This is a genomic window from Paenibacillus sp. FSL H7-0703, from assembly GCF_038003485.1.
GTDB classification, from domain to species: domain Bacteria; phylum Bacillota; class Bacilli; order Paenibacillales; family Paenibacillaceae; genus Paenibacillus; species Paenibacillus polymyxa_B.
In genome coordinates, this window is record NZ_JBBOPF010000001.1 from 4,514,249 (window position 1) to 4,534,426 (window position 20,178).

Consider the following 20,178-nt stretch of genomic DNA (forward strand, 5'->3'; position numbering starts at 1 on the left):
AAGTCTGTCAGGGGGGATTGATATGGTAGATACGGGGATTGTTATGCCACTGTACAAACAGGATATCGGCTATCTGCAAGCTGCGATCTCATCCGTACTAGCCCAGAGCTATAGGGCATTTCGCTTCATCATTGTTATTGACGGAGCGCCGGAAATGGTAGGGCCGGCGCTCAACGCAGCAATGGGGGACCCGCGCGTTCAGTTGGTTACACTCCCTCAGAACAAAGGAGTATCCCATGCCCTTAACCGGGGATTCGACGAGTTGTTTAAAGATCCGGCGATCATGTATGTGACCTGGGTATCCAGCGACAATGTTTATAATTCATCCTTTATCGAACGATTACGGTGGGAGCTGGAGCAGGGGCCAGATTCGCTCGGGCTTGTGTTCTCCACTTTCCGCCAGATTGACGCTGCGGGTAACCCGTTGTACGACGAGCAGCATCAACAAGCGTTGATCCGGTACCAAAGTCAGCCGGATCACGAATTGCTGAACGCCAGCATCGTTGGGGTTTCATTTATGTACAAAAGCCAATATGCCCGTCAGATTGGGAGTTATCGGCTACAACCTGTGGAGGATTATGATTATTGGCTGCGGCTGACCGAGACGTGCAGCATGAAATTCATCCCGGAAATCCTGATGGATTACCGGGTGAATTCTGCTTTTAGTGTATCGGCTGGCTTGCACAGCCAGAAGGAGCACCGACGCTGGCGGCACGCATTTCAAATCGCCAAGCATGAGGCGAGAGCGCGCCGGGGGGTCCCGCTTGAGATGACCATTTTAATGCCTGTCATGGACATGACTCAAGCTGAGCCGTTGCTGGATAACCTGCTGGAGCAGCACTACAGCAACTCTGTGGTACGTTTGCTGGATTTAACGCCGGAACAGGGGGCTGCCTCCTTCCTGTCGATGATGCCTGATCCTCGGCTAATGGTAACGCCGAGGCCGCATTATTCTATCAAGGAAGCACTGGTTCAGGCTATTGGTGAAACGACGACCCGCTTTGTTGTATGCTTTGGTGTCAAACCTTATATTGCCGTGACGGATCTGCTATATCTGACGGATTTGTTGCGCCCATTACAGGATACACATGCCTTTTCCTATTATACAGATGACCATTCAACCATCGGTAGCGGCCGAGGAGTGCAGTCCGTTCCGCCGGAATGGAATTACGTGTATTACACCCACAGATTGCATCAGGCCCTGGAGCAGGGCTGTTTTTAGCTGACAGGAGACAGCGCCGGAATTGTGGTCAGCTCCGACTGAAGAACACGATGCTCCTGTACAACATTACCAAACTGGTCCAGTCCAAAGTTAGAGAGCACAACATTGGAAGGAGCAGCGGAGACTACGTTGTATTGAACCTCATAGGCAAGTACCCCTTGTATAAAGAAGGTACGTCGGGCAATGGAGTTTGCAGGTACGTTAATCGATGTCACGTACAAGGGGATCTTGGTATCCGGTACAAGCGAGAAAAAAATTTGGATGGTCACGGTTGCCGCGTTCACCGTGTCCTCGTTGACCAAATTTACAACGACATTGGAGCAGGCAGTACCAAAATCTCTAGTGTTGGTCATATAGCCGGTTGTAAAAGCCAATCGAATCATCCTCTCAAAAAACAGAATATTGGAAAACCCCTGAAGGGATGCTTCTATACTATGAATCTATTGAAAAGAAAGCTTGTATGCTTGTCGGTAGGGTAAGCCAAAAAAGTACATTTTGATATAAATACTTCAGGCACGTCCATTTATATAATGAAGGGAATGCTCGCGATGCCCTTTAATTTTCAGGTTACACCCAGCGGGTTGCCCAAATTTGAGCCCAGTGTCGCCGTTAATTTGTTGAATCCGAATATTGTTGTGGCTGTCGCTGTTGACTTTAGTAGCGGGCCCCCGCTGATTGGACTGTATCGTTCCTTGGACGCTGGGGCGAACTGGACTGATTCTTTACTGCCAATTCCACCGGGATATACAGGAGCCGAGGCAGGAATGGTAGCCTATCTGTTCCCGAATATTTTTATCATATCCGCACATGTGTTTCCGGGAAATGAGAACGGGGCTGTCGTGATCTATCGCTCTACGGACGATGGGGCCACCTTTTCCCCCCCGGTGGTCATTAATCCGGGTTTTGGAGATTACATTAATAATGACTGGACTAATATTACGACGGATAATGCGGGGGCAAGTCCCTATCTCGGGCACGTCTATGTCACGTATAACCGCCAATATAATGTAGATTTTAATGCTCAATCTGCGGCGTTCTACCAGCGTTCCACCGATGGAGGACTAACTTGGGATCGACCGTTATTGCTTTCGAATATCCAATCTTCCACAGAACGACCTGAGCCTGCGGTCGACAAATATGGAAGTGTCTATGTCAGTTGGATTCGTACGGGTCCGCAAACACCGGCTTATTTTATCCGGCGATCCTTCGATGGAGGCGCTACCTTTAGCGGGGATATTCTCGTATCCAACATAACGCTGGTGCCCAATCCTTTGCCCGTCCCCGGTTACAGCTTTAGGATACTGAATATTCCCAGCTTGGCTGCTGACTGCTCGGCTGTGCCGTCCACAACAAATACGTTATATGCCGTTTGGCAGGACTTTGGTCAGGGATACAGCAATATTTTGTTGTCCAAATCAAGCGATTTTGGCGGTACTTGGAGTGCTCCGATCATCGTGACGGACAGCCCGCCTGGCTCGCAAAATTTCTTTCCTGCGATTTCGGTGTCGCCTAAGACGGGACTGGTCGTTGTCGTGTACTATACCAATCGCTTGGACGGCTTTAATCTGGATGTGTTCGCCGCCCAATCGTCAGATGGAGGCAACACCTTTACGAACAGCCGTCTCACGACGACCTCCTTTAATCCGAATGTCGGTGGAGGCGAATCAGAGCTGATCGGCGACTATATTGATGTCGCCATTGTACCGCCGAATAGCTACATTTCCGTCTGGACGGATACGCGCACAGGCAGTTTGACAATTTTTGCAGGTGTACCGGGAGGTGGGGACTGATGCCGAACGTACAGCTTACGCCTAACGGAAGGCTGGCGCAGGAACCGAGTGTAGCTTTCAACCTGCTCGACGGTACCATTGTGTCTGCGGCTATCGATTTTACGACAGGGCCGCCGTTGACGGCGGTATATCGTTCAGGTAACGGCGGTGTCTCCTTTACACAGCAGATTTTACCGCTACCAGCCGGCTATGTAGGGGCGGAATCCCATAGCGTCAGCTACGGTTTTCCCAACTTGTTTGTCATAGCCTGTCACGTATTTACCGCAGACGGCTTGAGCGGTACTATCGCTACCTATGTATCTAGAGACAACGGTAATACATTTGATCCGCCCGTGATTGCCCAGCGGGGGTATGGGACATTTGTCAATAATGTTGAGGTCAGCGTGAAATTTGATACTTCTCAGGTCAGCTCCTATACCGGAAACATCTATTTGTGTTATACGCATCAATACAATCCTGACTTTTTCGGCGGGTCCGTCATGTTTTTCCAGCGCTCACAGGATGGAGGGATCACGTGGGATACACCCGTGGTGCTCACCCCTGGCTCCAATCAGATTACGCGTGGGGAAATCACCGTGAGCATTACAGGGGTGATTTATGTCGGGTACATTGTGACGAATCCGGTTAACCAATATCAGGTCATTGTATCCTTCAATGGGGGGACAGCATTCAGTTCTTCGCTGCCTGTGTCTTCTGTTGTCCCGGTTCCAAGTCCGTTGCCCGTGGCCGGTTTTGGCTTCAATGTGCTGCCGATGGCCAACATTGCGGTGGATCGCTCTACTAGCCCGAATCAGGGAACACTTTATGCGGTCTGGCAGGATAATCGGGCAGGGTATGCGGATGTACTACTCGCCCGGTCGGTGGATGGTGGATTAAGCTGGACTGCACCGCAATCGGTGACAGGAGCCAGTGCCGGGGCACAGCATTTTTTCCCGGCTATTGATGTTTCGCCTGTGACCGGCGTGATTAAGATCGTATATTATACCAATCAAATAACGACCTCTTTATTAGACGTATTTGTGGCCGAATCAGCGAACGGAGGGAATACATTTACAAACCTCAGAATAACAGACAGCTCCTTTAATCCTAACGGGATTAGTCCGGTTCCAGTCGTTACGATCGGTAATTTTATTGATGTAACGATCGTGCCGAATAATGGATTTTTTGCGGTCTGGACAGATGCGTTATCGGGTTTCCAGCAAATTTACGGAAGTAACGGAATGTAGCTCAGCGTACGAGACAGAGGAGGTGAGGCTGTTTTGAAAATTTTGTTGGCTACGTACTGGCCGATTCCTCATTTGGGTGGCGTATGGCCCTTTATGCTGCAAATTAAACGGAGACTGGAGCTACTGGGTCACACGGTAGATTTGATGGGGAACGGACCGGATACACCTAAATACCATATTGTTTTTGAAGATAGGGAGCTACTGAAGGATCAACTGCTGCCCCTGCTGCATACGAAGCTGAATGAATCGGCTGTCCCTGTATTACATCTGGATTCATGGGTGCAGACGGTGGAAAAGGATCGATACTGTATGGAGCTGGCAGCGGCGTATTTCGGGGTTGAGCAGTATGATGTTATTCACACGCAAGATGTTATTGCGACGCGTGCTCTAAGTCGGGTCAAACGTAAGGACAGTGCGTTGGTAGCGAATATTCATGGCTCGCTGGCTCGTGAAGTCATGATGGCTCTGGAGCGGGATCATGAGGAGGGTTACCGTGAGACGCTGATGTGGAAATATTATTGGGCGCTGGAGCACTATGGCGCTCTATCCGCGGATATTACCATTACGTCTACAGAATGGATGAAACAGACGCTCGTGCGTGAGTTCGAAGTGCCTGAGCAGCAGATTGTCACTTTTCAATACGGATTGGATACCGAGCACTTCTGGGAAGTCCACGCCCGGGGAACGGACGTAGTACGACCTGAGGGGAAAAAAGTTATAATTTGTCCTTCACGGCTGGTCTATATCAAAGGGCTGCATTATTTAATAAGCGCTCTTGGCCTACTGAAAGCAAGTCGTACGGATTGGGTTTGCTGGATTGTCGGGGAGGGAGATAAAAGGGAAGAGCTTCAAACACAGGCGAAGGAGCTAGGGCTGGAGGAAGACGTGGTTTTTCTGGGGCATCGTGAAGATGTACCTGCTCTTTTACAACTGGCGGACCTTTTTGTCCATCCGAGCATACAGGACAATCAGCCGTTTTCGGTCATGGAGGCGCAGATTATGGGGCTTCCGGCAGTGGTATCGGATGCGGGCGGACTGCCGGAAATGGTGAAGCATGAACACACCGGACTGGTCTCCCCGGTTGGCGATGTGGAGGCACTGGCAGCTCATTTGCAGCATTTACTGGCTCAGGATGAAGTGCGGATAGCTATGGGAAAACGTGCCAAAGCATGGGGGACCGCGCATTGGTCTCTGGATGTTATGATTGAACGGCTCGTGAATATTTATGGGCAAGCGCTGAATCAAGTACGTTGAGTACGTTGATTCAACAGTTAGGAGGCAGAGCATGACTTTTCCTGTCGTTGGAGACTTGTACAACCGTATTTTTGAAATCCAGCAGTCGCACCCGGATCTGAAGGTCGATTACGCAATATGGAACCGAATTAACACCTCGTTGCCGGAAGATTATAAGCTGCCGGACGTTGACATTTTGGAACGACTGAAACAACCCGCACCATGAGAGCACAGACCCTATAAAAAGGCAGGTCGGGTTTAAAACTCCCACCTGCCTTTAGTTTATTTCAGCTCATTGTCCATCCAGGTTTTTGTCAATCTTCATAAACGGAGCCTCGAATTATGAGCGGCCCTGTAACAACAGCACGACGGTCAGCTGATTGTACGGTCAAGCAGTATACATAAGGCTCTGCCTGTTTTCCCGTTTCCTCATAGCTTAACTCGGCAAATCCCTCCTGATAACAGGAATCCTGCAACCAATCCAGCATAGGTCCCCGCTCATCATTGCGACGCAATCGAATGTCCAACTCCCCGATATCCCAGTTGAGCAGCGGATTTTCCCATGCCAAAGAGACTTCAATGACAATACGTCCTTCAGACTTACTTGCAGGAATGATTAATGTAGAGAGCACGCTCTCCTGCTCGGTGACCTGAAAAGGCAGTGCATATGTGCCTGGCTCAGCTTTATTTTGAACTGAATATTTCAACATACCTTCTTCCTCCTCTGCCCGTTCATTAGGGCGTCACGGTAAAATGACTGGCTGTACGTTTAGCGACAATGTTCCCGTTTTCCAAAAATTCAGCCAGGATAAACAGCGTTTCCGGATTGTAAATACTCGTCACCACTCGCAGGTAAAAAGGATTTTGGGCGGTCTCCATATCCTTGAGTTCTAGCACGGAGCCAGCTTCGGGAGAAGGGCTCAATCGAAGGAGCTGCCGTCGGAAAACGCCACTGTCATTTCCCATTTCCAGCAACACATCGACGGCTCTCTTTTCACGATTGAAAAAGGTCACATGGCAGCTTTCTATATGGGCGCTGTGGTAAGCGAGATGGTGATCGACGGTTAAAAGAAACACGGACATATGATGATGCCTCCTTGAATTCCGTTAGGTTACCAGCCTTAATATGATATGAAAAATAACCGGGATTGGACTGGATAGTTGTACGCCTCTTTGACAAAAAGCGCATTGGTGTCCAACCCTTTTCGCCGTGCTGTGCATGTAATGTAGAGTGGAACATACTACGGCCTGAAGTCCCTTTTCGACTACAGAAGAAGGGTCGCTGAGGGAAGGGGCGTATTAAAAAAGGAGGCACGGCTATGAGACTCGCACAGCTGGCAGGGGAATATGAAGCGGTCTTCAGTCTGGGACAAAACTGTACACCTGCCATTCAATTGGAAAAGAACCGTTTGCGGCCGTTTGCCGGGGTACTGGATTGGATGATGTCTGACACGCTGTCCGATGTGAACCGCTTGCTAGAAAATCGGTTTGCCGGATTTATGGATTTGCCCAATTTAAGTGTCGTTGGTACGAGCCAACTGAATTATATGGTCAGAGATATCGCTTATAATGTGATCTCGGTGCATGATTTTCCACAGGAACGCAATACGTCCTCAGATCTGGTGACCTATCCCGAGTTCAGGGAAAAGATAGACCGTCGTATCGAACGTTTTTTTGCAAAAACACAGATGGCGAAGCGCAGCTTATTCGTCCGTATGCTGGGAACCTATGAAGAAGTAGAGGAACTGGAACGTATTTTGTCAGGCATGGTAGCGAATGAATTTCGTTTGTTGGTGGTGAATTGTTCCGGTGTAACGGAGTTGACGGAGGTGGATTGGCAGCTTCCACATGTATGCGCAGTGGAAATGCCTTTTGCCGATGTATGGAATTACAAGAGTGATCCGCACTGGCGTACTCTTTTTAAAGGGATGACCTTGTCTTCGGAAAGGGGAGGGCGTCGTGCTTGAGCGGTTGCAGGGGGATTATGATGCTGCATTCAGTCTGGGTGGACATTGCTTGCCTTCCATTCAGCTGGATAAAAACGGACTGCGTCCCTATGCGGGTCCGCTGGACTGGATGATTTCCGGTAACTTGTCACAGGTCAGTCGCTTGCTGGACGCCCGTTTTGCCGGTTTTATGGATGTTGAGAGTCTGCGTGTCACGGGGCACGATTACGGCGAGCATAACTTCATGGTCGAGGATGCAAACTATGGGATTACAGCGGCACACCATTTTCCGGTTAGCCAGAATACATCGGAGCAGCTGACTTCCTACCCCGCATTCAAAACGACGCTTGATCGCCGCATCGCACGTCTACTAGATCAATTCACGCTTGCGTCCCGTCTGCTACTGGTTCGTCTCGGGGGCAGTCGGGAGCAAGCGGTGGAACTACATGATGTGTTATTGCAGAGGATTACACACGATTTTCGCTTGTTATACGTGGATTATACAGGGACTGATGGTGTGACGGAGCTGGATTGGGGATTGGAGCGGCTGGTTTCAGTGGAGCTACCGCCTGAGGATATATGGAACGGTCAGGATGAGATGTGGCGTTATATGCTGGAAAATGTCAGGCTGCATGTCTGAGGTGGTGAGATTCCAGAGACACATTATAGATTGTCTTCGGACTGTGCTTGTGCCTGCGCCAAGCTATAGGGAGTCGCATAACATGATGCGAAGGGAAGTCATATGCTTCGGTTCAAAAGGAGGGTGAGCTAGTGAAGGCTTTGGTCACCGGGGGAGCCGGATTTATTGGTTCTCAGCTGGTACGTGCGCTTGCTGATTCGGGCATCAGAGTGCATGTGCTGGATAATCTGACGACCGGGAATATCGCAAATGTGGACCCGCGCGCAGTCATGCATATTGCGGATATTCGCAGCTCTGAAGCTAGGACGCTGCTGATTCGGGAAAGCCCGGATATTGTGTTTCATTTGGCCGCACAGGCGGATGTGCAGCAATCCATTCATCAACCCGATGAGGACGCGGATGTGAATGTACTGGGGACGATTCATATGTTGCAGGCTTGTCATGAAGCGGGTGTGTCAAAATTTATATTTGCGTCCACGTCCGGTGTATATGGAGAGCTACAAAAGCAATGTATACAGGAAGACGATCCCGTGGAGCCGATTTCAGGCTACGGACTGTCCAAGCTGACCGCAGAATCGTATATTCGACTTTTTTATCGGCTGTACGGAATGAACTACACGATTTTGCGTTATGGAAATGTGTATGGTCCCGGTCAGGCTGCGAAGGGAGAGGGTGGTGTAGTCGCTCTCTTTATGGAGCGGCTGAAAAAAGGAAGCCCCTTGCTCATTCACGGCGATGGGACACAAACCCGCGACTTTGTGTACGTCAAGGATGTCGTTCGAGCGAATATGGCGGCTATTCATGCAGCGGATCAACGCACAGTACATGTAAGTACGGGACGAACGACGTCTATCAATCGACTGGCCTACGATTTACTAAAGCTGCACGGTTCGTCTGTCCGCCCTGTATATTCACCGGCGCGAGCTGGAGATATTCACCATAGCTGTCTTAGTAACGCAGTCGCCAGACATTGGCTTCGTTGGGAACCGCTATACGGCATTTCTGCTGGTTTACAGGAAACGTATGTGAGTAGTATGGGCTCAGGCAAAGAAGGTATGTGATCAAAAGCGCGCGGATATCAAGAAAGAGACTGAGGAAATACTCAGCCTCTTTTTCATTTGAATAGCAATTAGATGTTCTCGCCAGCCAGCTTCAAGGCTTGATCTAGGACAGCTGCACCGTTTCCTCTACCATAAGCCAACGTGTCAATGACATCTACAGGAATGCTATAGGGAGCAGCAATTTCGGTTACTGCCTTTTTACGCATGCGTACTTGAGGTCCGAGCAAAATAGCAATCACAGAATCTGTAATGACTTCCAGCTCTTCCTTAATGGTGCTTTCGGGGATGGCTTCGATGTTCAGCTCTATGGATCTTGCTGCTGCTTCTTTTTTCATTTTAGAAACCAAAATAGATGTGGACATACCCGCAGCACATGCCAGAATAATTTTTTTCATCGTTGAGCGCCTCCAGAAATTCATTTTTAACTACTTATACTCTTCATCCAGATCAGCAACAAACGAGCGTTCCTTGATAGCAGCTTGATACCAGTAGCCGGATTTCTTCAAATGCCGACTTCGATCATTGTCTAGGTTAATTTCCACCAGTCCGTAGCGATTTTTAAAAGCATTCATGGGAGAAACGTTGTCTGTAAAGGCCCACAGCATATAACCTGTACAGTTGGAGCCCGCTTCTACAGCTTGTAATGTGTAGTATAAATGCTCAGTTATAAAGTCAATACGATAGTCGTCCTGAATAATGTGTTCCTCATTTTTGAAAGCAACTTCATTCTCAATGCCCATACCATTTTCCGCGACAAACCACTCGATATTGTGATATTCGTTCTTGATACGCATTCCCATATCGTAAATGATTTTCGGATAAATCTCCCAGCCCCGTGACTTGTTCATTCTTTTACCCGGAAGATCAAAATGCTCATAGTAGTAAGAGGGGTGAAAGGGGGTGTTTTCATTCCACGCTTTACTCTGCGCTTTGACCCGGTGGGGATAATAGAGATTGATTCCGACGTAGTCAACGGTATTTTTCTTAATCACGGTCAGCTCTTCCGTTGTAGCTTCAAATGTAATATCATGCTTGCCCATGAGATCGAATAATTCTTGTGGGTATTCGCCTTTAATAAGCGGGTCCAGAAATACTCGATTGTAAAATAAATCATACACATGCGCCGCGTATTGGTCATGAGGGGCGCTTGATCGGGCATACGTGACTTCGGGATTCAGAATAACGCCTATTTTAGCCCCGTGCTGACTATAGTTTTTTGCTTTGAAAAGCTGTACACACTTCGCGGTAGCCAGCGTTTTATTATAGTTCCATTGCATCCACTTCCGCGTATTTTGTTCATAGGGATAGCGGAGGGCATCTAGATAGACACGCGTTTGTACAACAATGGGCTCATTAAACGTAAACCAGTGCTTGACCCGATCGCCATACCGTTCAAACACTTTTTCCGCATATTTTACAAACAGTTCCACTACATGCTTGGAGGACCAGCCCTCATATTTGTCCAGCAAATAAGCGGGTACCTCATAGTGTTCCAGACAAATCATCGGCTCGACTCCGCTTGCAATCAGCTCATCAATGACCCGGCCCATATAATCCGCATACGCTTCATCCACCACTACATTCTCATAATCCGTTAAGAAGCGGGACCAATTAATAGAAGTACGATAATGGGTTAGTCCAATCTGCTTCATCAGCGCAATATCCTCGGCATAACGATTATAAAAGTCGGTTGCAACCGCGGGTCCATATCCATTGTGCCAGACATAGCGGTCATTTTTGTACCATTGGTCTAGGTATGAGTCCTGACCTTCTTTTTTACCGCTCCATCCCTCTGTCTGCCAAGCGGAAGCCGCTGCACCCATGATGAAATTCGACGGAATTTGTATCGTATGTTTAGCCATGACATGTTTCTCCTTTTCATTGTATAAAGAATGCGTTTTCAATTATTGATGTATTTCTATAGTAACGCATTATTCAGCCGTTCGCTTGTTGGCAATTTTGACGAACGGGAAATAAATGATAATGGCTACCACAATACAAATGATCTGAGTTACGACGGCGCCAATGCTTCCACCTGTAGACAGGTAGGCATTAATAATAGGCGGAGTAGTCCATGGAACCATGACGACGGCTTTACCTGCAAATCCAAGCAACGTCGAGAAGTAACCAATCGTTCCTGTGATGAGCGGAGTAATAATGAAAGGGATAGCCATCAATGGATTCAACATAATCGGAAGTCCAAAAATGACAGGCTCATTAATGTTAAACAGACCCGGACCCAATGAAAGCTTTGTTATTTCCTTCATATCTTCACGCTTGGAAGCGATCATAATACAAATCAAGAGGGCCAGCGTAATCCCTGAACCACCGATACTCATGTACACGTCCCAGAAAGGCATCGTAATAATGTTCGGAATGGGCAGTCCTTGCTCATAAGCAGTCATGTTGACGGTAATCGCGCCAAGCAGCAGGGGTTCACGAATGGGCTTTACCATTTGGTTCCCGTGAATACCGATCACCCAGAAGATTTGCGCAACCAGCATCAGCACCAGTATACCTGGCAGTCCCTGTACTACGGTCTCCAGAGGTTTTTGCACCACATTATAGACGGCATCGTACAGGTAGAGACCTGTAAACTTATGAAAGAAAAATCCGAGCATTGAGAAGACTGTCACCGTTATGATGGTTGGTATCAATGCAGAAAAAGAAACGGCCACATTGCTGGGAACACTTTCAGGCATTTTGATTTTTAGCTTATCGGACTTGCCCAGCTTACTGTACAGCTCAACGGATAGGATGCTTATGAAAATACCTAAAAACAAGCTCTTGGTATCCGTAAATTGACGGGCTAAGACGTCTGTTACTTTTTGCATGTCACCGTTAACCATCAACTCTATCGTGGTTGGTGTCACAGAGATAAAACAGATTAAAGCAAGCAAACCGGGGAAGAGATTTTTCTCACCGTTAATTTTTCCTAGCTCCAGACCAATCATGAAAATAGCCAGAATGGTAAGGATATTCAAGCTGGCATAGTTAATGCCCGAGAAAATCGGTTTGTACTCAGCCAGGAATGAGAACGGCTTAAAATGCGCAAGACCATTGACCGGGTCCATGACCATATTAGAAATCAATACAGCAAAGGCACCGACAATAATAACAGGCATCAATGTGATAAAAGCTGATTTGATCGCTATAATATATTTAAAATTATTGATTGCATTTGCTACTGATGTGAGGCCATCGACCAGTTTGTCTTTGAATGCCATGGGATAGCGTCCCTCCCTCTACGATTTCGGTACGAATTGATCAATGCGTTCATACAGGTCTACAAACTCTGAGGCCATATCGCGAATGGTGATGGCATTCATCAGATGATCTTGAGCATGTACCATCATGACGGACATCTCTGTTTTTTCACCCGCTGCTTCCTTGCGGATAATTCTGGTTTGAATTTTGTGGGAGGACACCAGTTCTTTTTTTGCTGTGGCTAATTCATCTTTGGCTTCCCGGAATTTCCCCGCCTTTGCAAGCTCAATCGCCTCCATGGCCGAGCTGCGTGCATTCCCTGCGTATAATATAATTTGGAATACAATCTCTGTATCATCCATGTCCTCCATGTTCACGTCGTGCTCTGTAGATTCATCATGATTCACGTGATCCTCTCTCCTTTCAATCATCCTCGTCGTATGGCTATTATAATTTGGAATCGCTTTCAATATAACGCACATTATTTCCTCTTCTTAACGGAAATAAATCGTTCTTTCTAGTTGAAGTCTTATCATTAAATATAAAAAGAGAGAAACCCCAGCCCTGTAGGCTTTAGATTTCTCCTTTGTTCACATACTCCTTGTGTTCAACAATTTTTATGCAACACTTCTATGAATTCTGTATATGACTTGCAGCGAATAAGCTGCTGGACGAGCTGTTCATTATTTAAAATTTCAAGCAAAATATGATACATAGTCTGTAAATCTTCTGATTTGGTGCGCTGTATACAGAGCATACAAATAAACTGTACCGGCTTGCCATCCCAGTCGATAGCTTTTTGTAATGTGCAGATGGCCCAAAACGTAGAATCTGCGAAAGGTTCCATCGGATGCGGGATCGCGACCAAGTTGCCAAATGAAGTGGGGGAAACGGCTTCACGCTCTATTACAGATTGCAGCAGGGGGCCTTTTACAAGATCTGCTTCGTGTATTTTTTCGGCTATAAATTCAAGCACTTGGAGCTTGTTCTCAAACTTCTGCTGAAGAAAGACCAATTTTTTTCGTACATACTGCACAGCAGGAAGTCTGGCCTCAGAAATGGCTTGCTCAATTTTAGTAATATCGGAACCGCCTAAAAATGTATTCACATGGATCATGGGGATAGAAAGTGGTTCTGAAATGGGGATCGTGCTAATGACAAAGTCCAATGTATCCAACGACATTTGTTTCAGCTTATAAAATTCAGTGGTTCCTACGATATCCAACCTGGAACCGAAGACCGATTGAAGCTTATAATACAGCAGCTTAGCGCTGCCGAGTCCAGAAGCACATACGATCATACATCTTTTGGGCGCGTCCTCCATTTTCTTTCTTTCCATCGCGACTCCGATATGAATGGCTAAATACCCAATTTCATTTTCCTCGATGTGTATATGAAGCCGCTGCTTGATGACTTCCGCAGCAATGATACCTGCTTCAAAGGCAAGCGGGTAATTGGCTTTGATTTCATCCAGCATAGGATTACGCAAATTCATTCCGTATTGATAACGGTTGATCACCGGTTTGAGGTGAAGGCAAAATGCAATTAGCAATTCTTGATCGTTATGAATGTTCATCTTCAACTGCTGATCAATTTGGTCTAGTATTTCGATAGTCAGTTCGTAGATATCTTTATCAATGATCTTTTTAATCTCCACCTCATCCATACGGGCACTAACGACGGTCCTTACACCCAACAGGTGAACAGCAATGTACGCAACTTCAACAAGTGGAAAGGAGTGCTTCATGATTTGTTCCAAGGCGGATACGATCTCAGTCGCCACCCTAAACTCTTTCTGCGCTTCAATTTTTTTCATCTCTTGCGGATAATACGACACATACCTTTCTTCGCGAATACGCTTACATGCTATAGCGATATGAATGACCAGATTGTTCAGGGCAATGTCCGACAACTGAATATCATGGATCTCAATACGATACAGAATCACTTCTCTTATGAATTCCATCTCTTCGTTAGAGATCAGAAGAGGGGGGGACACCTGCTGCTCGCCTATTTCATCTAACCTGTTAAATATATAGTCGGAAATGCAATAACGCAGCTTGGCCTCATTACCTTTGACTCGAATACCATGATAGGGTCTATTCTCCAGAGATAGTCCGTAAGTTGCCAGTAACTTGCGCAGTTCTTTGAGGTCATTCTGTAAAGTAGATCGACTAACATACAGGATCTCGGCTAAATCATCAAGTTTGACATATGCATTGGTAAGCAATAGCTTTTTCATTAAAAAACGGTTTCTAGCTTCAGAAGAACTCGCTAATGGATAGAGCACATTATGATCATAATCCTTTAATTGCTTCAGTAGATGATGAAATGCTTGTTCGTCCCGAACCTCTAACTTGTATCCTGTTCCTTTAAGGGGCTTAACTGCTGCTCCATGCTTTGACAACAGAGCACCCAATTCCTTTAAATCCGTTCGTATCGTTCGAGAAGATACCTTCAATGCATTTGCCAAGTGTTCTCCTTTGACCATCTGTTCTGCAACCAATATACGAAGAATATCAAAAATACGCACAACGAGCCCCCTTTCTTAGCTGTTCTGATGAACAGTATACAACGGTTAGAGCGTAACCAAAAGAAGGATTAACAGCAGCGTGAATGCTAGATGACCTTGACACACTAACAGATTCGGGGATATAGTGGATACAATAAGTCTTTGATTGAGGTGTAGTTATGAAATTTACAAAAGCAACGAATTATGCTCTGCACACTATGCTCATGCTCGTTACTGATTCGTCGGTGAAGCCGGTAGGTGTTCAGCAACTGGCTGAATCCCAAAATGTTTCACCAACTTATCTTTCGAAAATTTTGACAAGGCTTGTGAAGGCTGGGATGATCGAATCGGTTTCTGGAGCCAATGGAGGCTATCGACTATCTCGTCATAAAGAGGACATTACCTTTTTGGATATTATCCATGCCATTGAAGGAACCAATTCTTTGTTTGAATGTGATTTTGTCCACGGCTCCGAGTGCCTGATTCAAGCTGTAATGAGGGAAGCAGAGGAGAAAATGGAACGACATCTTAAAAATACGAAATTGTCCGATTTGGCGCAAAAGCAAACGCAAGTTTCAAAGTAAGCGACTTTATATAGAAAGAGGGTGGTTGCCAGTTATGTATAGAGTTTTTTTTGTTTTATCATAGATATAAAGAATCTTTAATATCTTTTAAAAGGAGTTGGGTGTTATGCTGTACGATTGCGCTATTATTGGCGGAGGGCCCGCCGGATTGAATGCAGCCCTCGTGCTTGGCAGGGCCAGAAGAAGTGTGGCTTTGATTGATAATAATCGGCCCAGAAATGCGGTTACGCATGCGTCGCACGGCTTTATTACGAGAGACGGCGTAACGCCGGCCGAGTTCCGCCGTGTAGCTTATGAGGAAGTGTTGCGTTATCCGTCTGTCCATCATCTGCAAACCGAGGTTGTTTCGATTACGAAAAACGAATCTGGATTTGAGGTACTTGATTCGTCAGGCCATCGCGTTCAAGCGCGGAAATTGATATTGGCGACGGGCGTAAAGGAGATATTCCCCGAGATTGAAGGTTTTTATCCGTTATACGGGAAAAGTTTATTTAATTGCCCTTATTGCGACGGCTGGGAGTTGCGGGATCAACCGCTTGTCCTCGTCTCTGAATCGGCAGCTATATTTCATACAGCCAAACTACTCCTTAACTGGAGTAAGGATTTGATCGTCTGTACGAATGGTCAGGCATCCCTGTCGGACGAGCAAAAAGAACGGCTCTATTCTAAAGGAATCATCGTAATGGAGCAACCTGTTGCGGCGTTCATCGGGCACAATGGAAAGTTGGAGCATGTGCGCTTTACGGATGGCACTCAAGTCCCGAGGGTCGGCGGCTTTGTGTCTCCCCAGTTTGTACAAAGTGCACCGTTTGGAGAACGTTTGGGCTGTGAAAGAACGGAGTCGGGTGGGATCAAGACGGATGAAGCGGGGAGAACCTCCATACCTGGTGTATATGCTGCCGGGGATTCATCGTACTTCATGCCTTCCCAGTTGATTTTTGCCGCGGCCGACGGCAGTCGAACTGCTGCGAGCGTAAATATGGATTTGACAGAGGAAGATTTCAACGAATGACGATAAATTGAAAATGTCCAATATGGAGTCCGAAAATAGAAAAGGCCGCCAACATGGCGGCTTTATTCTAAAATCATAGAGAGAGCAAGCAATAATAAACCAATGATCATAGGTCATTTCAAGGCTACACAAGATCTTCTTTCAATAACCTCTGTATTCACAATAACCTGGGTATGATGCCCCTGATGATTGTTAAGCCTCTCCATAAGCAAGTTTACAGCAGTTTGGGCCAAAATATCCTTTTTCACATGAATGGTTGTGAGTTCCGGGCTAATCACCTTGGCTTCATGTATATTATCAAATCCCATGACGGAAATTTGCTCAGGCACTCGAATGTTCATTTCTTGAAACGTTTTAATGGCACTGATCGCCATATAATCATTTTCACAAAATAGGGCCGAAGGTAGCTCATTCAGTTCATGAATAGCTGTTTTAAATGCGTCCTGTGACATCACAAGCATGGGATGCATATCAAATGTAAGCCCATTTTCTATGGAAAGATTGTGCTCCTCTAAAGCCGCAATAAACCCTTCCTTTCGTTTTGTAAAGTTAAGAATCCTCGTACTGGATTGTACGTATCCTATCTTTCTGTGTCCTGACTGAATTAAATATTGGCCTGCCTGATACCCACCAAGATAGTTGTTAATAGATACGAAACTGGCATCGACGTGTTCAAAGCAAGTATCCAGAATCACAATATTGGAATGAATGGATTGTATGGAATGAATAATCTCAGAAGTTAAATTGGTACCGAGCAGAAGTATGCCTGAAGAAGGCTGATCTTTTTCCAAAGCAGATAATTCTTCTTCGAGGCTATGGCTATCAAAAGACGAAAAAATCAAGGTGTTTCCATGTTCTCTCACCTGATTGGTAATATGATGAATTAACTCATTGAAAAATGGAAGTGAATCATAATGTTCTGTTACGATGTCTGTATTTTTACAGGCCACAAAGCGTATCACATGATGATTTTTAATAACTTCCTTGCTTGTCTTCATGGTGCGTGGTTTATATCCATGCTCTTGGGCTATTTTTAGAATTTGCTCCTTGGTTTCTTCACTCACTCCGGGTTTGTTATTAAAAGCAAGAGAGACAGCAGATTTCGAAACACCTGCAAGCCTTGCAATATCATCAATTTTCAATGTGGAACCCCCTATTGAACTAAACTACATAAATTATATCATTACTCTGCAAGAAAGTTTAGCTCATAAACTAAACTAAACTAAATAACTAAAAATAAAAATTTGTTGACCATTTATGATTTTTAGTGTTAATATTCAAGTGTAAAGCGCTTTAATTTAGTTTATTTTGCGAAATAATCATATAAATTTAGTTATTTATTTAGTTTTGTTTAGGTGATTTTGGGAATACAGCAAGAGAGGAACGGTGATTCATTTGAGTTTAAACATGGCTGAAAATCAAAGAAGTTTTACAAAAGAGGAAAAACCGTTTTTTTATTTGGCAGATACGGTTTGGAGTGTATTTACCAACGCTACGATAGAAGAGTGGAGCGATTATCTTGACTATCGGAAGATGCAAGGTTTCAATGTGTTGCAAATCAACATGCTCCGACAATGGGACGCAAGTGAATCGGATCTGAACCTACAGCCGTTTGCATTACTGGAAAATGGGGATTTTGACTACCATACATTAAACGAAGCTTATTTTGACCGGGCAGAAATCATGTTGAAAATGGCTGTAGAGCGTGGATTTGTTCCGGCCCTGGTTCTATTGTGGTGTAACTATGTGCCGGATACATGGGCTGAAATGTTCCAAAAGGGTAATAAAATGCCGTTTGAATGCGTTGAACCCTATGTAACGTACGTCGTAAACCGTTTTTCTCCATTTGATCCTATTTTTCTGATCAGCGGGGATAGTGATTTTCCGACCGAACGTGCCAATTCCTATTACTTAAAAGCACTGGAAATTGTACAACAATTAAGCCCTGCAAGCTTAACTACGCTGCATATTCAAGGAAGATTGAGAGAAATTCCTCCAGCCTTTGAGAAACACCAGGGTCTTGGATTTTATATGTATCAATCAGGACATAATTCCGAGTTTCAGCATGTGGGCCATGAGATTGCTCAACATTTCTACCATAAGCCGGATATACGGCCTGTCATTAATGGAGAGCCATGTTATGAACAAATTAGTTATAGCCGCAATGTGTATGGCAGATACACAGCACTGGATGCCAGAAAAGTAGCATGGCAAAGCCTCCTTGCAGGCGGGGGTGCGGGCATTACCTACGGGGCGCACGGGATTTGGAGCTGGCACAAAAAAGGAAAGAAATTCGGCATTGTAGAAGGGGAAGGATTCGATAGTCCCTATGATTGGAGAACAGCATTGCGATTTGAGGGCGCATGGGATTATTCCTTTATTAAATATTTGTTTGAAATGTATAACCTGATTGGCGTAAAGCCGTTGGATATTGTTTTAAACAAGACAGAGGAAATCAGAGCTGCGGGGAACGAGAATTCCATGATCTTGTATGTCCCATTTAACACGAAGGTACGACTAAGTATCAACGTGCAGGATTACAAGTTTACAACGATTGATTTAGCCGGGAAGCGGTTTGCCCAAACCGACGTGTCCGTCCAAAAGGATCAATCGGTGCTAGACATGCACAGCTTTGAAAGTGATGTTGTCATCATCGGAACAAAATAAAAACAGAGAAGAACGTGGATGGAGTGAAGCAACATGTGGAAAATCGGCGTTATTGGAACGGGATATTGGTCGGAAAAACATATAAAAGCATGGCAGTTTATCTCGGATGCAGAAATCACAGGATTTTGTGATCGAAATAAAGGCTTACTTTTTGAAAAAGCAGCTCAATTCCATATCCCTACTGAATATTGTTATACCAGCCTGGAGGAGATGCTAAGCGAAGCGGATATTGATGTCGTGGACATTATTACACCTCCTGAGACACATCTGGAACTGGTTCGACTGGCGGCCACAGCCGGAAAACATATTATGTGCCAAAAACCTTTTGCACGTTCTGTGGAGGAAGCCGAGCAGATGGTAAGTATTGCTGAAGCCGCAGGAGTCAGACTAATGGTGACCGAAAATTGGCGTTGGCTTGAACCTTTTCAAATTATTAAAAAATTGCTGGCAGAGAATATCGTTGGGAATATGAATGTTATACGTTATACGCATACCGATTTTTATTCGCCGAGGTTTGCTCCGGAAAAAGAGCTGCCGCAGCCATTTTTCAGAGATATGCCCAAGCTCTTGTTTTATGAAATGGGAGTTCATTGGCTGGATACTTGGCGTTTCTTATTCGGTGAACCTCAGCGTTTATATGCGGAAACCAAGCGGGTCAGCCCATACACACAGGGAGAAGACACGGGCATTATTATGTTAGGTTATGAACATTATTTTGGTCTTATGGACATGAGCTGGGCGACTCGTAGGGAACTGAATGGGCAGCTTCCAGAGCAGGTCCTTCCCGATCATAAAGAACAGCTGGTGATTGAAGGCGATGAGGCCACCCTAAAACTGTATAACACAGGTGAATTATGTCTCATTAATAATCAGGGAGTCGAAAAAGTATTGGTTGAAAAGACTGAATTAAACTATGAGGAAAGCCATAAAAAGCTACAGGCTCATTTTATAGATTGTCTCAACACAGGAAAAGAATTTCAAACGAGTGGTCACGACAATATCAAGACCCTTCAGCTTGTATTCGACACCTATGACAGCGCAGAAAATCATAAAGTTCATGTGTATTAAGAGGCAACAG

Annotated in this window: 21 protein-coding genes; 12 read left to right on the forward strand and 9 right to left on the reverse strand. The window is 45.7% G+C overall.

Annotation, left to right across the window (positions count from 1 at the left end):
- Nucleotides 1-22: 22 nt before the first annotated feature.
- Complete coding sequence (locus tag MHB46_RS20145) at nt 23-1,222, forward strand: glycosyltransferase (RefSeq protein WP_341163214.1); 1,200 nt, start codon at nt 23-25, stop codon at nt 1,220-1,222.
- On the opposite strand, the gene MHB46_RS20150 is transcribed toward MHB46_RS20145, so the two are convergent.
- A complete protein-coding gene (locus MHB46_RS20150) occupies nt 1,219-1,596 on the reverse strand; it encodes a hypothetical protein (RefSeq protein WP_220025944.1) in 378 nt (125 codons plus the stop codon). The two genes, MHB46_RS20145 and MHB46_RS20150, sit on opposite strands and share 4 nt — an antisense overlap.
- A gap of 174 nt (nt 1,597-1,770) precedes the next feature.
- On the opposite strand from MHB46_RS20150, the gene MHB46_RS20155 reads away from it, so the two are divergent.
- Genes MHB46_RS20155 through MHB46_RS20170 form a run of 4 tightly spaced genes read left to right on the forward strand, consistent with a single transcriptional unit; the run spans nt 1,771 to nt 5,697 of the window.
- Complete coding sequence (locus tag MHB46_RS20155; RefSeq protein ID WP_341163215.1) at nt 1,771-3,012, forward strand: sialidase family protein; 1,242 nt, start codon at nt 1,771-1,773, stop codon at nt 3,010-3,012.
- Nucleotides 3,012-4,238 carry a sialidase family protein gene (locus MHB46_RS20160; protein WP_341163216.1) on the forward strand — a complete coding sequence of 409 codons (1,227 nt, stop codon included), beginning with the start codon at nt 3,012-3,014 and terminating at the stop codon, nt 4,236-4,238. The genes MHB46_RS20155 and MHB46_RS20160 overlap by 1 nt, the downstream gene beginning before the upstream one ends.
- 33 nt (nt 4,239-4,271) lie before the next feature.
- Nucleotides 4,272-5,492, forward strand: a complete 1,221-nt coding sequence (locus MHB46_RS20165) for a glycosyltransferase family 4 protein (protein ID WP_341163217.1) — start codon at nt 4,272-4,274, stop codon at nt 5,490-5,492.
- A 31-nt stretch (nt 5,493-5,523) separates the two neighbouring features.
- Nucleotides 5,524-5,697, forward strand: coding sequence for a hypothetical protein (locus MHB46_RS20170; protein ID WP_341163218.1), 174 nt, complete (start codon nt 5,524-5,526; stop codon nt 5,695-5,697).
- Nucleotides 5,698-5,785: 88 nt separating this feature from the next.
- Here the strand turns inward: MHB46_RS20170 and MHB46_RS20175 are convergent, their stop codons facing one another.
- Nucleotides 5,786-6,181, reverse strand: coding sequence for a hypothetical protein (locus MHB46_RS20175; protein ID WP_165179126.1), 396 nt, complete (start codon nt 6,179-6,181; stop codon nt 5,786-5,788).
- A 25-nt stretch (nt 6,182-6,206) separates the two neighbouring features.
- Nucleotides 6,207-6,554: a hypothetical protein gene (locus MHB46_RS20180; protein ID WP_165179127.1), complete on the reverse strand. Its 348-nt coding sequence runs from the start codon at nt 6,552-6,554 to the stop codon at nt 6,207-6,209.
- Between the two features lie 236 nt (nt 6,555-6,790).
- On the opposite strand from MHB46_RS20180, the gene MHB46_RS20185 reads away from it, so the two are divergent.
- The 3 genes from MHB46_RS20185 to MHB46_RS20195 all read left to right on the forward strand — a co-directional run bounded on the left by MHB46_RS20185 (nt 6,791) and on the right by MHB46_RS20195 (nt 9,118).
- A complete protein-coding gene (locus MHB46_RS20185) occupies nt 6,791-7,438 on the forward strand; it encodes a DUF1796 family putative cysteine peptidase (protein ID WP_134903945.1) in 648 nt (215 codons plus the stop codon).
- Nucleotides 7,431-8,057 carry a DUF1796 family putative cysteine peptidase gene (locus tag MHB46_RS20190; RefSeq protein WP_165179129.1) on the forward strand — a complete coding sequence of 209 codons (627 nt, stop codon included), beginning with the start codon at nt 7,431-7,433 and terminating at the stop codon, nt 8,055-8,057. Before MHB46_RS20185 ends, MHB46_RS20190 begins: the two co-directional genes overlap by 8 nt.
- Nucleotides 8,058-8,188: 131 nt before the next feature.
- Entirely contained in the window at nt 8,189-9,118 is a 930-nt protein-coding gene (locus MHB46_RS20195; protein ID WP_165179130.1) for an NAD-dependent epimerase/dehydratase family protein, read from the forward strand.
- A 68-nt stretch (nt 9,119-9,186) separates the two neighbouring features.
- Here the strand turns inward: MHB46_RS20195 and MHB46_RS20200 are convergent, their stop codons facing one another.
- From MHB46_RS20200 to MHB46_RS20220, 5 genes are all read right to left on the reverse strand, one after another.
- Nucleotides 9,187-9,513: a PTS sugar transporter subunit IIB gene (locus MHB46_RS20200; protein WP_165179131.1), complete on the reverse strand. Its 327-nt coding sequence runs from the start codon at nt 9,511-9,513 to the stop codon at nt 9,187-9,189.
- A 30-nt stretch (nt 9,514-9,543) separates the two neighbouring features.
- Nucleotides 9,544-10,980 (reverse strand): glycoside hydrolase family 1 protein, encoded by a 1,437-nt coding sequence (locus tag MHB46_RS20205; protein ID WP_165179132.1) that lies wholly within the window; start codon nt 10,978-10,980, stop codon nt 9,544-9,546.
- Between the two features lie 69 nt (nt 10,981-11,049).
- On the reverse strand, nt 11,050-12,345 hold the full coding sequence (locus tag MHB46_RS20210) for a PTS sugar transporter subunit IIC (protein ID WP_069290287.1): 1,296 nt from the start codon (nt 12,343-12,345) through the stop codon (nt 11,050-11,052).
- A gap of 18 nt (nt 12,346-12,363) precedes the next feature.
- Nucleotides 12,364-12,687 carry a PTS lactose/cellobiose transporter subunit IIA gene (locus MHB46_RS20215; RefSeq protein ID WP_223822139.1) on the reverse strand — a complete coding sequence of 108 codons (324 nt, stop codon included), beginning with the start codon at nt 12,685-12,687 and terminating at the stop codon, nt 12,364-12,366.
- A 245-nt stretch (nt 12,688-12,932) separates the two neighbouring features.
- Nucleotides 12,933-14,858, reverse strand: a complete 1,926-nt coding sequence (locus MHB46_RS20220; RefSeq protein ID WP_341163219.1) for a BglG family transcription antiterminator — start codon at nt 14,856-14,858, stop codon at nt 12,933-12,935.
- Between the two features lie 158 nt (nt 14,859-15,016).
- Here MHB46_RS20220 and MHB46_RS20225 point away from each other — a divergent pair, with 158 nt between their 5' ends.
- Together MHB46_RS20225 and MHB46_RS20230 are read left to right on the forward strand one after the other, a co-directional pair.
- Entirely contained in the window at nt 15,017-15,421 is a 405-nt protein-coding gene (locus tag MHB46_RS20225) for an Rrf2 family transcriptional regulator (RefSeq protein ID WP_061830056.1), read from the forward strand.
- Nucleotides 15,422-15,527: 106 nt separating this feature from the next.
- The gene (locus tag MHB46_RS20230; RefSeq protein ID WP_061830055.1) at nt 15,528-16,433 is read left to right on the forward strand and encodes an NAD(P)/FAD-dependent oxidoreductase; all 906 of its coding nucleotides are present in this window, start codon (nt 15,528-15,530) and stop codon (nt 16,431-16,433) included.
- A gap of 113 nt (nt 16,434-16,546) precedes the next feature.
- Here the strand turns inward: MHB46_RS20230 and MHB46_RS20235 are convergent, their stop codons facing one another.
- Complete coding sequence (locus MHB46_RS20235) at nt 16,547-17,575, reverse strand: LacI family DNA-binding transcriptional regulator (protein ID WP_341163220.1); 1,029 nt, start codon at nt 17,573-17,575, stop codon at nt 16,547-16,549.
- A gap of 244 nt (nt 17,576-17,819) precedes the next feature.
- On the opposite strand from MHB46_RS20235, the gene MHB46_RS20240 reads away from it, so the two are divergent.
- Together MHB46_RS20240 and MHB46_RS20245 are read left to right on the forward strand one after the other, a co-directional pair.
- The gene (locus MHB46_RS20240) at nt 17,820-19,100 is read left to right on the forward strand and encodes an apiosidase-like domain-containing protein (protein ID WP_341163221.1); all 1,281 of its coding nucleotides are present in this window, start codon (nt 17,820-17,822) and stop codon (nt 19,098-19,100) included.
- A 33-nt stretch (nt 19,101-19,133) separates the two neighbouring features.
- Nucleotides 19,134-20,168, forward strand: coding sequence for a Gfo/Idh/MocA family protein (locus MHB46_RS20245; RefSeq protein WP_341163222.1), 1,035 nt, complete (start codon nt 19,134-19,136; stop codon nt 20,166-20,168).
- The last annotated feature ends 10 nt before the right edge of the window (nt 20,169-20,178 follow it).